This is a genomic window from Ruegeria sp. YTSB088 (genome assembly GCF_059609825.1).
Window position 1 is genome coordinate 380,075 of record NZ_JBXWMM010000003.1, and the last position, 14,338, is coordinate 394,412.

General features: G+C 59.7%; 11 protein-coding genes. 10 read left to right on the forward strand and 1 reads right to left on the reverse strand.

Features of this window, described 5'->3' with window-relative positions:
• Window positions 1-75: 75 nt before the first annotated feature.
• The 9 genes from AC2FFA_RS07395 to AC2FFA_RS07435 all read left to right on the forward strand — a co-directional run bounded on the left by AC2FFA_RS07395 (window position 76) and on the right by AC2FFA_RS07435 (window position 11,292).
• Window positions 76-999: a D-alanine--D-alanine ligase gene (locus AC2FFA_RS07395; protein WP_496850884.1), complete on the forward strand. Its 924-nt coding sequence runs from the start codon at window positions 76-78 to the stop codon at window positions 997-999.
• Entirely contained in the window at window positions 987-1,994 is a 1,008-nt protein-coding gene (locus AC2FFA_RS07400) for a cell division protein FtsQ/DivIB (protein ID WP_496850846.1), read from the forward strand. The genes AC2FFA_RS07395 and AC2FFA_RS07400 overlap by 13 nt, the downstream gene beginning before the upstream one ends.
• An 8-nt stretch (window positions 1,995-2,002) precedes the next feature.
• Window positions 2,003-3,337, forward strand: a complete 1,335-nt coding sequence (gene ftsA, locus AC2FFA_RS07405) for a cell division protein FtsA (protein WP_117872621.1) — start codon at window positions 2,003-2,005, stop codon at window positions 3,335-3,337.
• Complete coding sequence (locus AC2FFA_RS07410; protein WP_299894739.1) at window positions 3,324-3,743, forward strand: hypothetical protein; 420 nt, start codon at window positions 3,324-3,326, stop codon at window positions 3,741-3,743. Before ftsA ends, AC2FFA_RS07410 begins: the two co-directional genes overlap by 14 nt.
• Before the next feature lie 348 nt (window positions 3,744-4,091).
• The gene (ftsZ, locus tag AC2FFA_RS07415) at window positions 4,092-5,696 is read left to right on the forward strand and encodes a cell division protein FtsZ (protein WP_496850848.1); all 1,605 of its coding nucleotides are present in this window, start codon (window positions 4,092-4,094) and stop codon (window positions 5,694-5,696) included.
• Window positions 5,697-5,909: 213 nt separating this feature from the next.
• On the forward strand, window positions 5,910-6,830 hold the full coding sequence (lpxC, locus tag AC2FFA_RS07420; RefSeq protein ID WP_496850849.1) for a UDP-3-O-acyl-N-acetylglucosamine deacetylase: 921 nt from the start codon (window positions 5,910-5,912) through the stop codon (window positions 6,828-6,830).
• 126 nt (window positions 6,831-6,956) lie between these two features.
• Window positions 6,957-7,820, forward strand: a complete 864-nt coding sequence (locus tag AC2FFA_RS07425; protein WP_117872623.1) for an outer membrane protein assembly factor BamD — start codon at window positions 6,957-6,959, stop codon at window positions 7,818-7,820.
• Window positions 7,821-7,856: 36 nt separating this feature from the next.
• A complete protein-coding gene (recN, locus tag AC2FFA_RS07430) occupies window positions 7,857-9,506 on the forward strand; it encodes a DNA repair protein RecN (protein ID WP_496850851.1) in 1,650 nt (549 codons plus the stop codon).
• Window positions 9,507-9,606: 100 nt separating this feature from the next.
• Entirely contained in the window at window positions 9,607-11,292 is a 1,686-nt protein-coding gene (locus tag AC2FFA_RS07435) for a chloride channel protein (protein ID WP_496850853.1), read from the forward strand.
• Between the two features lie 3 nt (window positions 11,293-11,295).
• Here the strand turns inward: AC2FFA_RS07435 and AC2FFA_RS07440 are convergent, their stop codons facing one another.
• Complete coding sequence (locus AC2FFA_RS07440) at window positions 11,296-12,663, reverse strand: DUF3179 domain-containing protein (RefSeq protein WP_496675664.1); 1,368 nt, start codon at window positions 12,661-12,663, stop codon at window positions 11,296-11,298.
• Window positions 12,664-12,990: 327 nt separating this feature from the next.
• Here AC2FFA_RS07440 and AC2FFA_RS07445 point away from each other — a divergent pair, with 327 nt between their 5' ends.
• Window positions 12,991-14,292 carry a TAXI family TRAP transporter solute-binding subunit gene (locus AC2FFA_RS07445; protein WP_496850855.1) on the forward strand — a complete coding sequence of 434 codons (1,302 nt, stop codon included), beginning with the start codon at window positions 12,991-12,993 and terminating at the stop codon, window positions 14,290-14,292.
• Window positions 14,293-14,338 lie beyond the last annotated feature (46 nt).

Consider the following 14,338-nt stretch of genomic DNA (forward strand, 5'->3'; position numbering starts at 1 on the left):
AAATTCAGGCGACGGATCAAAGGCATAAACGCAGTACGGACCACCATATAAGGTCCGGGGACATTGAGGCGCACGTTGGGTATGTCGAGCAGGACAAACCCCAAGGTGGCGGTATTGATGGGTGGCCCCTCGGCGGAACGCGAGGTGTCTCTCAGCTCTGGGCGCGAATGCGCAGCCGCCCTTGTGGGAGAAGGCTTTGAGGTGGTCGAACTGGACGCAGGTCCCGACCTCTGCGCGCGCATTGCGAACATCAAGCCAGATGTGGTTTTCAATGCCCTGCACGGCCGCTGGGGCGAAGATGGTTGTGTGCAGGGCCTGCTGGAATGGATGCGCATTCCCTACACGCATTCCGGCGTGTTGGCCTCGGCCCTGGCAATGGACAAGCAACGCAGCAAGGACGTCTATCAGGCCGAAGGTCTGCCTGTCGTTCCAAGTGTGATCGTTCCAAGGCTTGAGGTGATCGAAGCCCACGTGATGGAGCCGCCCTATGTGGCCAAGCCAAACAACGAAGGTTCCAGCGTTGGGATTTACATCGTCCACGAAAATGCCAATGGCCCGCCTCAGCTGTCCGAAGACATGCCCGATCAGATCATGGTCGAGAAATATGTTGCGGGGCGTGAACTGACCGTAACGGTGATGGGCGACCGCGCCCTGACCGTGACCGAGATCATGACCGATGGTGGTTGGTATGACTATGATGCCAAGTACAAACCGGGCGGATCATGGCACGTTCTGCCTGCCGATGTGCCACCGGACATCTTTGATCGCTGCATGGATTACGCCCTGCGCGCGCATGTTGTCTTGGGGTGCAGGGGCGTCAGCCGCACCGATTTTCGCTGGGATGACAGCATGGGCTCCGATGGGCTGTTCCTGCTTGAGACCAACACCCAGCCCGGCATGACGCCGACATCTCTGGCCCCGGAACAGGCCGCCCATCTGGACATGACATTCGGCCAGCTTTGCGCCTGGATGGTGGAGGACGCCTCATGCGACCGCTGACCGCCAGACGCGCGTTGGAAATCCATCGAACCAAACCCGTTGCAGGCCCGGATGCGGATTTTGCATCGGCCGACACTGAACAGCGCGATGGTCAACCGCTTCTGCGTCTGCGTGGCGCGCGGGTGTTTTCCCGCGCGGCCCGTCGCAGCGACCCGGCGCCGTCGCGCCTCAGCTACCGGCTCCAGCGCTGGATGCTGACACCTGGCATTCGCCTTGGTGTCAAGGTCGGCCTGCCGATCTGCGCCATTGCTGCAACTGTCGGCATCTTCTTTGCCTCGCAGGACCGTCGCGACGCACTTGCCGCTTATATCGCCGATGTGCGCACTTCGATTCAGGAGCGCCCCGAATTCATGGTCAACCTGATGGCCATCGATGGGGCGGGAACCGGCCTGTCCGAGGACATCCGCGAAATCGTGCCGCTGGATTTCCCGATCAGTTCCTGGGATCTGGATGTGGAACAGATCCGCGACACGATCACCGGGCTGGACCCAGTAAAATCCGCAACCGTCAGAATCCGCCCCGGAGGCATCCTGCAAGTCAATGTCGTCGAGCGTCAGCCAGTAATTGTCTGGCGAACGCATGACGGGCTCGAGCTTCTCGATGAGACAGGCGCGCATGTCAAGGAAGCCACTTCTCGCAAGGACCACGCTGATCTGCCGCTGATCGCGGGGGCGGGCGCCAGCGATCATGTGGGTGAAGCGCTGGAGCTTCTTCAGACCTCGCGCAGCCTGGGCAATCGCGTGCGCGGTTTGGTGCGCGTGGGAGAGCGGCGCTGGGATCTGGTGCTGGACCGTGGTCAGCGCATCATGCTGCCGACCGAACGTCCGGTGCGCGCGCTGGAACGCGTGCTTGCCGTGAACGAGGTGCAGGACCTTCTGGAACGTGACGTGGCCGTGGTCGACATGCGCCTCGGGCAGCGTCCAACCATCCGAATGACCAAAGCCGCCAGCGACGACTGGTGGAACACAAAAGTGACAGTGAGTAACGGGCAGTAACGACCATGATGACCGATCTTTATCAGTCCCAACGCGCCATGCGTCAGATGCGGCGGCAGGCTTTGCAACGCGGTGTGATTGCGATTCTGGATGTGGGCAGTTCGAAAATCGCCTGCCTAGTGCTGCGCTTTGACGGAACTGGTCGGCTGAGCGAGGACAACACCATCGGCTCCATGGCGGGTCAGACGGGCTTTCGCGTCATCGGCGCCGCGACCACCCGGTCGCGGGGTGTCCAGTTCGGCGAAGTTACCGCCATGCAGGAAACCGAACGTGCCATCCGAACCGCGCTTCAGGCCGCACAGAAGATGGCCGATATCCGCGTCGACCATGTGATCGCATGTTTCTCGGGCGCGAACCCGCGCTCTTACGGGTTGGATGCACAAGTCGACCTGGACGGTCAGATCGTGACCGAGGCCGAAGTGGGTCGCGTTCTGAACGCCTGCGACGTGCCGGATTATGGCGACGGGCGCGAAGTGCTGCACGCTCAACCGGTGAATTTCGCACTCGACAACCGCTCGGGCCTGATCGACCCGCGCGGGCAGATGGGCCAGAGCCTTGCAGTCGACATGCATATGCTGACCGTGGATTCGACAGCGATCCAGAACATCGTGCGCTGTATCAAGCGCTGCGATCTTGAACTCGCAGGTATTGCCAACTCGGCCTATGTCTCGGGCATCTCGGCGCTGGTTGAAGACGAGCAGGAACTGGGCGCGGCCTGTATCGACATGGGTGGCGGCACCACGAGCGTATCGATCTTCATGAAGAAGCACATGATTTATGCCGATTGCGTGCGCATGGGCGGCGATCACGTGACGGCCGATATCTCGATGGGTCTGGGTGTGCCTGCCGCCGTGGCGGAACGGATAAAGACATTCAATGGTGGCGTTCATGCCACCGGGGCCGACGACAGGGATATGATTGATATCGGTGGTGACACCGGTGACTGGGAACACGACCGCCGCACCGTCAGCCGTGCCGAGCTGATCGGTATCATGCGCCCGCGTGTCGAGGAAATTCTTGAAGAGGTTCGTGTACGGCTGGACGCCGCCGGGTTTGAACACATGCCAAGCCAGCAGATCGTGCTGACCGGCGGTGGCAGCCAGATCATGGGGCTGGACGGGCTTGCCACCCGCATTCTGGGCCAGCGCGTGCGCCTCGGCCGCCCCTTGCGCGTGCATGGCCTGCCGCAGTCAGCCACCGGACCCGGGTTCTCGTCCGCTGTCGGCCTCAGTCTGTTTGCGGCCCATCCTCAGGACGAATGGTGGGATTTTGAAATCCCGGTCGACACCTACGCCGCGCGCCCGTTCAAGCGCGCCGTACGGTGGTTCCGTGACAATTGGTAGGCACCTGCGCGGGTGTGCACTGGGCGCGGCCTTGCTGCCCGGCGCGGTCTCGGCCCAGACCATAATTACGCCCGAGGCGTTTCTGGATGCGGCTGTCGGCAAAACCCTCACGTTCTACGAAATTCGCAGCGGCGGTCTGGTCGGAACAGAACAGTTCCTGAACCGAAGTGTCTCTGTCTGGCGCGAAGAGGGGCAGGGCTGTGTCTACGGGCAGATCACAACGCCTAACGGTCAGATATGCTTTCTATACGACAATGACCCGGACGGCATTCCGGTCTGCTGGTGGCCATTTTTGCACGAAGGCCGGCTGATGGTGCGACTTGCCTCTTTCGCCGAGGGGGAAATACAGGAAGTGCGCTCCATGACCGAGCGCGGCCTGAACTGCCCAGGTGCTCCGCTCAGCTAAAGAAACCGGTTGCAGCAATTCAATTTATCCCTCAAGATATCCACAAGGCCCGGCAGAGGCCTCGCGGCAGGACCTGAGCAGTTTTCCGCAATGTAAATGACAGTGGATCAGAGCGCGATGAACGAATGAGTCCTCGCGTTCATGTCGGTTGTCTTGTGATGGTCGCCGTTGTTTCCGCTATATCTGGCATGTCCTGCGAAATGCCGCCGGTTTCCGCCTTATTTCCTCCATATTTTGTGGGAAAACGCGATTTTTGACGTGACCTTTTGGCATCAGGCCGCTAGAATCGGACAAGGATAGGTAAGAAAAACACCGCTTTGGCGGGACATAAATACAGGCGGACAGAGCATGACATTGAATCTTTCGATGCCCGGGCACGACGAACTGAAGCCTCGGATTACAGTATTTGGCGTTGGCGGTGCAGGCGGGAACGCTGTCAATAACATGATTGAGAAACAGTTGGACGGCGTTGATTTTGTGGTCGCCAACACCGACGCGCAGGCGCTGCAACAAAGTCAGTCCTCGGCACGTGTGCAATTGGGTGTTAAAGTCACTGAAGGTCTGGGGGCAGGGGCCCGCCCGACCGTAGGTGCAGCCGCCGCCGAAGAAAGCATCGAACAGATCGTTGACCACCTTGCCGGCGCGCATATGTGCTTCATCACCGCTGGTATGGGCGGCGGTACCGGCACGGGCGCTGCTCCGATCATTGCGCAGGCCGCTCGTGAGCTGGGTGTTCTGACCGTCGGTGTTGTCACCAAACCCTTCCAGTTCGAAGGCGCCAAGCGGATGCGTCAGGCCGAAGACGGCGTTGAGGCATTGCAGCAGGTTGTCGACACGCTGATCATCATTCCGAACCAGAACCTGTTCCGTCTGGCCAATGAAAAGACCACCTTCACCGAGGCGTTTTCGATGGCCGATGACGTTCTGTATCAGGGCGTCAAGGGTGTGACCGACCTGATGGTGCGCCCTGGCCTGATCAACCTCGACTTTGCGGACGTTCGTGCGGTGATGGACGAGATGGGCAAGGCAATGATGGGCACCGGCGAAGCAACCGGCGAAGACCGCGCCGTCCAGGCGGCGGAAAAGGCCATTGCAAACCCGCTGCTGGACGAAATCAGCCTCAAGGGTGCCAAGGGCGTGCTGATCAACATCACCGGTTCACACGACCTGACCCTGTTCGAGCTCGACGAAGCCGCCAACCGCATCCGCGAGGAAGTGGACCCAGAGGCCAATATCATCGTCGGCTCGACGCTGGATACGGCCATGGAGGGCGGAATGCGTGTATCGGTTGTTGCAACCGGTATCGACGCCAGCGAAAAAACGACGGAAGTCCCTGTGGCTCGCCGCTCGATGTCAGAACCACTGACCCGCACGGTTTCGGCCGAAGATCATTTTCAGGAAGAAGCACCGGTTGCTGCGGAGGTGGCAGAGCCTGCCCCGCAGCGGGAAGAAAACCGCGAGCCTTCGCTGTTTGAAACCGCTGAAGAACCGGCGCAACCGCAATTCCAGCCGCGCGACGAGCGTGAAGATGACAGCCTGCCGCCGCCGGCCTACCAGCCGCGTGTTGCCGAATTCGAGCCGCAACCCGAGCATATTGAGCCAGCGCCCGAGGCATTTGTGGCACCGCGCGGACATGCCGCCGGCACCCCGTCGCCCGAAGCACTGCAGCGTTTGCAGGCTGCAGTTCAGAAGGTTCCGTCAGCGCCGCAGCGCCCGGCGGCGCCCCGACAATCCGATCCGGTTTCGCAGTCGGAACCCGAGGAGCGCTCGCGTTTTGGCTTCAATCGTCTGATCGATCGGATGACCGGCCATGCGCCTGATACGCCGGCACAATCGCCCCGGCAGCAACCCGTTTTGCGGCAGTCCGAGGCTACGGCGCCAATTCAGGAAGAGGTTGATCCGGATCAGGAGCGTATCGAAATTCCGGCCTTCCTGCGCCGTCAAGCCAACTGATCGCGGTAACAAAATCCACTCAAGGGGCTGCCATTTGGCGGCCCTTAATCGTTTATTAACAGCGTTTTGCAGGCATGTAAGCAGGGTTTTGCCGATCTGTCACATACATGTTTCAATCGGTTGCAAAGAGTGAGTTGAGCCTTGACGCGGGCTTCCTTAACTGAGTGTCCAACACAGTCCAAGCAGGCTGGACACCACTCACCGAGGCCCATTTTGCAACATACGCTCAAATCTCCGGTCACGTTTACAGGCGTCGGGCTGCACAGTGGCAAGCCGGCGACCATGGTTCTGAAACCGGCGGCAGCTGGTCACGGGATCTGGTTCAAGCGGACGGATATTCAACTGGGCGATGCGATGATCCCGGCGCTCTACCATGTGGTCGAACGGACCCCGCTTTGTACGCGACTGGTGAATGATGCGGGTGTTTCGGTTTCCACGGTCGAACATATCATGGCTGCTCTGGCTGGTTGTGGCGTGCACAACGCGCTTATCGAGATCGACGGTCCCGAAGTTCCGATCATGGACGGCTCCTCGATTGAATTTGTGCGTGGCATCATGGCCAGGGGCGTGCGCCGTCAGGCCAGCCCGGTATTGGCCTATGAGGTATTGAAGACTGTCACCGCATCACGCGAAGGTGCCAGCGCCAGCATTGCACCCGCTGACGGGCTGATCATCGACTTCCACATCGATTTCGACGACAGTGCCATCGGCAGCCAGAGCAAGACGCTGGACATGCGCAACGGTTCGTTCGCGCGCGAACTCAGCGATTGTCGCACGTTCTGCCGTCGCACAGATGTCGAGGCGATGCGCGAAAACGGGTTGGCTTTGGGTGGCACGCTTGAAAACGCCGTGGTCGTTCAGGGCGTCGAAGTTCTGACACCGGGCGGTTTCCGCCGCGTGGACGAGGCCGTGCGCCACAAGATGCTGGATGCCCTGGGTGATCTCTATCTGTCTGGTGGGCCGATTTTGGGTCACTTCACCGGAAACAAGTCGGGTCATTCGCTGACCAACACATTGCTGCGCAATCTGTTTGAAACGCCGGGTGCGGTGCGCCCGGTACTGTGTACGCCGGAACAGGCCGCGCGCCTGCCGGGGCAGGGGTTGGTCGTGCACGAAATTCCCGAAGTGGCCTGATCAGATCAACTCTGACGACATTTGCGCCAGAAGTCGCATAAGGCGTTTTGCACCGGAATTTTATGTGCTAGACCATGGCTCAAATCGGGGCAAACCCTATTAAGCAAGACGACAAGGATGGGCGGTATGGTTGGCAGCAAAGCGGCAGTCAGATTCGCGGGTGCGATTCTTCTGGCAGCAGTTTTGACGGCATGCGGCAACGGCGGCGGCCTATTTAGTCGCAAGGGCGCTGACCGTGATCAGAACCTGGAAGGGTTTACGCCGGAACAGATATATACCCGTGGTGAATACGAACTGTCGCAGAATCGGTCGGACGATGCGGCGTGGTATTTTTCGGAAGTCGAACGTCTGTATCCGTATTCCGACTGGGCCAAGCGTGCGCTGATCATGCAGGCGTTTTCGTTCCATTCGGACCAGAATTACGAAGAAAGCCGCGCGGCGGCTCAACGCTATATCGACTTCTATCCGACGGATGAAGATGCGGCTTATGCGCAGTATCTGCTGGCACTCAGCTATTATGACCAGATTGACGAAGTCGGGCGGGATCAGGGCCTGACCTTCCAGGCGCTGCAATCTTTGCGGACCGTGATCGAGGTTTATCCAGACAGCGAATACGCCACATCTGCGGTTCTGAAATTCGATCTGGCTTTCGACCATCTGGCGGGCAAGGAAATGGAGATCGGGCGCTATTACCTGCGTCAGGATCACTATATCGCAGCCATCAACCGTTTCCGTGTTGTGGTCGAAGACTTTCAGACCACCTCCCATACCGCCGAAGCGTTGTATCGTCTGGTCGAGGCCTATCTGTCGCTTGGCCTACTGGACGAAGCGCAGACTGCCGGCGCCATTCTTGGCTACAACTACCAATCCACGGAATGGTATGACGATGCGTACAAGCTGTTGACATCTCGCGGGCTTGATCTCAAGAGCCGTGGCAACAATTGGCTTAGCACGGTCTATCGTCAGACCATCAAAGGTGAATGGTTGTAATCGCGATGGCCTTGGGTCCGGGACGCTGAAGACCTTATGCTGCGCGCCCTAGATATCCGCGACATGCTGATCATCGACCGGCTGGAACTCTGCTTTCAGCCGGGCCTGAACGCCTTGACCGGCGAAACCGGTGCGGGCAAATCGATTTTGTTGGATTCACTGGGTTTCGTGCTTGGCTGGCGTGGTCGGGCTGAACTGGTGCGGCAGGGTGCCGCGCAGGGCGAGGTCGTCGCCGAGTTCGAACTTTCTGCCGATCATCCCGCACATGCGGTATTGGCCGAAGCTGGCCTGCCGGGTGGCGAAGAACTGATCCTGCGCCGGGTAAATACTGCCGAGGGGCGCAAGACCGCCTGGGTCAATGATCGCCGGTGCTCGGGTGAGGTGCTGCGGGCGCTGTCCGAGACCCTGATCGAACTGCATGGGCAGCATGATGATCGTGGTTTGTTGAACCCACGTGGTCATCGAGCGATGCTGGACGAATTTGCCCAGGTCTCGGAGCCGCAGTCAAACGTGCGAACGGCCTGGGCCGCGATGTCCCGTACCCGAAGAATGCTGGCCGAGACCGAGGCCGCTCTGGCTGCCGTCCGCAGCGAGGAAGAATTCCTGCGCCACGCGGTCGCCGAGCTTGACCAGCTTGATCCACAACCCGGTGAGGATGCCGAACTGGATTCCCGTCGCCGCATGATGCAAGGGGCCGAGCGGATTCGCGACGATGTTGCGCGTGCTTTTGCCCTGTTGTCCGGGGACGGGGCGGAAGGGGCCATGTCCGACGCCATCCGCTGGCTGGAAGGCGTCTCGGACAATGCGGGCGGCCAGCTGGAAGAACCGATTGCAGCGCTCGGACGCGCAATGATCGAGTTGGGCGAGGCGCAGGATGGTGTGAATGCTTGCCTTCAGGCGCTGGACTTCAATCCGGCAGAATTGGAACAGGCCGAAGAACGCCTGTTTGCCATCCGTGCGCAGGCCCGAAAGCATGACGTGGCCCCGGATGATCTGGGTTCGTTTGCCGACACACTGCGTGACCGGTTGAACCGGTTGGAGGCAGGAGATGCCGACCTGGCCGACAGACGTGCGGCCGTGGACGCGGCGCAACAGGCCTATGATGCTGCCGCAGCCGAACTAAGCGTCGCGCGCAAGGCCGCCGCCGGGCAGCTTGACGCGGCCGTCATGGCGGAACTGGCCCCGCTCAAGATGGAACGTGCTGTGTTCCAGACCGAAATCACCCCGGCTGAACCCGGCCCCGAGGGCACCGACGCGGTGGCTTTCACCGTGGCCACCAACCCCGGTGCGCCGGCGGGGCCCTTGAACAAGATCGCTTCGGGGGGTGAGCTCAGCCGCTTCCTGCTGGCCCTCAAGGTCTGCCTGTCTGGCGACGACAGCGCCCGGACGATGATCTTTGACGAGATTGATCGCGGTGTCGGTGGGGCAACCGCCGACGCGGTCGGACGCAGGCTGGCGTCATTGGCGCAGGGCGGGCAGGTTCTGGTTGTCACACACTCTCCGCAAGTTGCCGCAAGGGCAGCGCATCACTGGCGGGTGCAGAAACAGGTCGCGAATGGGCAAACCCTTTCCACGGTTGTCCCCCTGGCCGAATCTGATCGGGTGGACGAAATCGCCCGCATGGTGGCGGGCGATACCATCACCCAAGAAGCTCGTGCCGCAGCACGGGCTCTGTTGCAGGCCTGATGGGGCGATGGCGTGATTTGGTGCTCACACTATCGCTATCTCACTTTTATATGGACGCCCCGTGGCTTACTAAGGGTTAAGCGATGATCCCCGAGGGCCAATGACCCAATCGACCCGCACCGTTCTGCGCAACCAGTTCAATCAGGCTCTGGCCGCGATCAAGGATGCGTGGCGGGTGATGCTGCGCCGGGGGCCAAGCCAGATCCAGTTCTGGTTCATCGCACTGGCCATCGGGATCGCAGCGGGTTTCATGGCGCTCGGCTTCCGCAAGGCCATCCGTGCGTTGCAGGCCTATCTTTACGACACCGATGACATACTGCTGCTGCACAGCCACGCCGAGAAACTGCCTTGGTTCATGGTTCTGATCATCCCCATCTTCGGTGGCCTGGTCGTCGGCGTGATCCTGAACCGGTTCACCAATGACGGCCGCGTGAGGTCGGTTGCCGACGTGATCGAAGGTTCGGCCATCACTGACGGGCGGGTCGAGGTCAAGGCCGGCATCGCGTCGTTTTTTGCCTCGCTGATCACTCTCAGTTCGGGCGGGTCAACGGGGCGCGAGGGCCCGGTGGTGCATATGGCCGGGGTCATCTCCACATGGGTCAGCAACCGAATTCACGCGGATGGGATCACGGGCCGTGACCTGCTGGGCTGCGCCGTCGCTGCGGCCGTGTCGGCCAGCTTCAACGCCCCCATCGCCGGGGCATTGTTCGCGCTCGAGGTCGTGCTGCGCCATTTCGCCGTTCACGCCTTTGCACCAATCGTCATCGCCTCGGTCGCGGGAACGGTGATCAACCGGCTGGAATATGGCGACGTTACCGAGTTCACTCTCGAGACGCCGGGATCGCTGCAGTTTTATGTCGAGCTTCCGGCCTTCCTGATTCTGGGCCTGATCTGCGGATTTGTCGCGTTGCTGCTGATGCGGTCGATCTTCTTTGCCGAGGATATCGGCAGCCATATCCAGAACCGTCTGTCAATTCCGGGCTGGCTGCGCCCTGCGGTGTCCGGGGCGATGCTGGGGCTGATGGCAATCTGGTTTCCGCATATCATCGGCGTTGGGTATGAAACCACCATCCGCGCTTTGACCGGTGATCTGGTGCTGACAACGGCAATCCTGTTTGCGGTGACCAAAACGGTTGCGGTTGCCATCACGATGGGGGGGCGCATGGGTGGCGGTGTTTTCTCGCCTTCTCTGATGGTTGGCGCGCTGACCGGGCTGGCCTTCGGGCTGATCGCGACCGGGTTGTTGCCGGACGTTTCGGGCACGCACACGCTTTATGCCTTTGCCGGTATGGGGGCCGTGGCTGCGGCGGTGCTTGGGGCGCCTATCTCGACCACTCTGATCGTCTTTGAGCTGACCGGCGACTGGCAGATCGGCCTTGCGGTTATGGTCAGTGTGTCCATGTCCACGGCGCTGGCCTCACGCCTGGTGGACCGGTCTTTCTTCCTGACCCAGCTGGAACGACGTGATGTCCACCTGGCCGCGGGGCCGCAGGCGTATCTGCTGGCAATGCTCCGTGCCGGGGCAGTGATGCGTCCGCTTGGGGATCAACGGTCGATCACGAAGGAAGAGGCACAGGGGCTGATCGAACAGGGCATGTGCATTCAGGCCAGCGCCACGCTGGAAGCCGCCATGCCTTACTTCGATCGTGACGACATCCCCTGCATTCCGGTTATCATTCTGGAAAAAGACGGATCCGAGACACCCGTTGGCGCGCTCTATCACGTCGACGCTCTCAAGGCATATAACAGGGCGCTTGCGGCAACGGCCGCTGAAGAGCATTCCTGAGTTTCACTCACCATACACGCTGGCTGCGTCACCCAGATAATTGTCCCACGCAAACCAGTACGAAATATGCCCGGCGACCCGAGGCAAACGCGCGCCCTCAGGCCCGATCAAAGCCTCTTCCGTGACGGTCCAACCGTTCCCTGCGCTATCCTGCAACCCGCTTTGCGTTGCCCGGAACTCATGAAATTTTCGTTCATAAGCACGCACACTACGCTCTTTGGGATCGCCAATCAGAACCAAAGGTGTCTGGCCGATCGCATCGTTGATCACAGGTTTGCCCTTGAACGCATCCAGAGGCCAGGCGCGGGCGGCACCAAACTGGCGCACGGCAAAGATGTAATCCTTCTGCCGATGCCGGGACCGATCCACAACAGCCGGGAACATCAGTTCGCTCGAGGCGAAATAGTCGCGATAGACAACGCCCGATCCGTAGTTGCGTCGATGCCCGGTGTTCAGCGACAGAACACGGGTTTTGGGATGCGAGGTCTTCCAGCTGGCCCATGTCGTGATCACCACCGGGCGCTGTTTCAACGTGATGCCGCTGTTCACCAAAGGCCCCACAACAGGCTTGCCGGTATACTGGTTCCACAGCGAATGCGTTTCGCGGTCAAACATCAGCTTGTTCGAGCGATAGAGGAAACCTGACGACCCGAAAACGAACGGCTTTCGCCGCCCCGCCACTTGGGTTTCGAACAGGATGCCCGACCCGCAGAGCGTGCAATAGGCCAGCGCCACGGGCACGCCTCCGATCACCTCGTTGAACATCTCGTGCCATCCCATGATCCGCAGGGGATAGGCACGCTCATCGCCGTTGATGGCGACGCCAAACACCAGATCGTCGCCCTTCAGATACCCCGCATTTGAAGCAGAGATCAGGGTTGGGTTGTCCAGGGACGGAATACCATCCTTGGACACTCCGCCCCAAGCGATCTCTTCCAGGCGGATCTTCATCCTGTCACGTTGCAGATACTCAGACCGCAGAAACAGATCGAAATTCGGGTCGATCCCCAACAGAACCTCGCGCTTGAACGGGATCAGTGAAGGATGAGGGACAATTTGTGGGTTTCGTTCCTGCCACAGCATCCACTCGAACCAGTCATTGCCATAGCGCTGCCCGGTCACAGCCTGCATCACCTCGACGATCTCGTCCCGCCGCCTGTCGGCATAGCGTATCGCGGTCAGCAACCCGGCCACAACATCCGGCTGGCCGCGATCTTTCAGGTACGCCATCTGTGCTTCAAACGCGGTCCGACGCCCGTTCAGCGTGCTGCGCAATGCCTCCAGAACCGGATCCTGCTGCGCCCAAAGCGCTCCGGGTGCAATTGCTCCAGCCCCGATCATCCCGGCTAAACCGCGTCTTGAAATCTGCATGGAAGCCTCCGGTGGATATCCGGAAGAAGTGTGCCGCAAATGCCGCTCACGTGCATGCCACAGCTGCGTGAGGTGGGCTTCGAAGCAAGATTTCTTGCGAAGCTGAAATAAGAACCGGCTGGATGAACGATGAGTCGTTTCCGGAAATACTCCGGCCGGCTTAGCTTTTCCGCGACCAAGGTTGCGCCATTTTTGCAAGCCAAACACCAGCCGGACTTTTCGTCCAACGCATCATTCGCTGCTGTGCTGGATTGATTTTCGTTGACGCGAAGATTGCGAACAGGCGAGGTTTAAGGGTCAGTTCGGATCATCTGAATGCGAGAATTCATGCGCCTACTCATCTTTGTTCTTCTTCCAATTCTGTTTGTCGGGATGATTGCGTTTCTGATTCTTGGATTGAAACCACCCAACAGCATACGGCTAGCGACCGGGGTGAGCGGCGGGGGGTATTGGCAGATCGGCCAGCTTTACAAGGCAGAGCTGGCGCGAGACGGCATTCACATTGATTTGGTTGAAACCGCAGGTTCTGTAGAGAACATAAAGAAGCTTGTTTCCGGTGAAGTCGATGTAGCGATTGTTCAAGGTGGTCTGAATCTTCCTCGGGAAAGTGGATTGCAATCGTTGGGGGCCATTTTTCTTGAACCAATGGTGGTGTTTAGAGGAAAGCTCAGCCCAATTGGTGGCAATGCGGGGGAATGGGAGGGCATCCGACTTGCCGCAGGGGCAGAAGGGTCCGGAAGCCGTGCGGCTGCCATCGCCCTGATAGAAGCGGCGGGGCATAAGGATACCGGCATTACGCTTGTGGATGCAGGAGGACCTGATGCTATCGATGCGCTCTATTCCGGCAAAGCCGATGCTGCGCTGTTTGTTGCACCACTGGATGCGCCATATCTCATGGATGCGATTTTTGACCCTAACATAGAATTCGTCCCCATGGCGTTGGTCGACGCGCTTGCATTGAAACTCCGGGGGGCAAGTTCGGTTACCGTGCCCGCTGGGTCAATCACTCTCGACCCTCCAAGACCGCCCGTGGACGTAAAGATCTTAGCTTTGAGGGCATCAATGATTGCCGGGCCTGATCTGCACCCGGCAGTCGCAGATCGGTTGGTTACCGCAGCGAAGATCATTCATGGTCAGCCCGGCATATTGCAGAGTTCAAGGGAATACCCGAAAACGGAGTCTCCGCCCGCTCCACTAAACGAAGTTGCTGAAGAGCTGATAAACACCGGGCCAAATTTTCTACATGCCGTTTTGCCCTATTGGATTGCTGCTCAGTTTGGCCGGGTTCTTTTATTGCTGTTGCCTTTACTTTTCCTCGCTCCGCTTTTGCGGCTCGTTCCATCCGGGTATGTGTGGTTCCAGAAACGCCGTGTCTGGCGTTTCTACCAGAAAATCGCAGCGCTGGAGGAAGAATTGGGGCAGGCTCGGACGCTGGGCGACGTAGACGCAGTGGCGGACAGCATTGAGGAACTGGATACCAGCATTGCTAACCTCAACCTACCGCTTGCCTACCGTCAGGTCGCGTATGACGCGCGATTGCATATCGATTTGATTCGACAAGAGATTGCGCGCCGCAGAGCTGCCGAGTCAGAGTGGCAGGGCCCTGATTTCAGCCAGCTGGGCTCTTAGCCAATTGCGCCCCAATGCTGCCAATGGGTCACCGGCAGTCGACAGT

Coding starts and splice junctions, on each gene's coding strand:
- AC2FFA_RS07400 (WP_496850846.1), top strand. CDS start 987: ATGCGACCGCTGACCGCCAGACGCGCGTTGGAAATCCATCGAACCAAA.
- ftsA (WP_117872621.1), top strand. CDS start 2,003: ATGACCGATCTTTATCAGTCCCAACGCGCCATGCGTCAGATGCGGCGG.
- ftsZ (WP_496850848.1), top strand. CDS start 4,092: ATGACATTGAATCTTTCGATGCCCGGGCACGACGAACTGAAGCCTCGG.
- AC2FFA_RS07425 (WP_117872623.1), top strand. CDS start 6,957: ATGGTTGGCAGCAAAGCGGCAGTCAGATTCGCGGGTGCGATTCTTCTG.
- recN (WP_496850851.1), top strand. CDS start 7,857: ATGCTGCGCGCCCTAGATATCCGCGACATGCTGATCATCGACCGGCTG.
- AC2FFA_RS07435 (WP_496850853.1), top strand. CDS start 9,607: ATGACCCAATCGACCCGCACCGTTCTGCGCAACCAGTTCAATCAGGCT.
- AC2FFA_RS07440 (WP_496675664.1), bottom strand. CDS start 12,663: ATGCAGATTTCAAGACGCGGTTTAGCCGGGATGATCGGGGCTGGAGCA.
- AC2FFA_RS07445 (WP_496850855.1), top strand. CDS start 12,991: ATGCGCCTACTCATCTTTGTTCTTCTTCCAATTCTGTTTGTCGGGATG.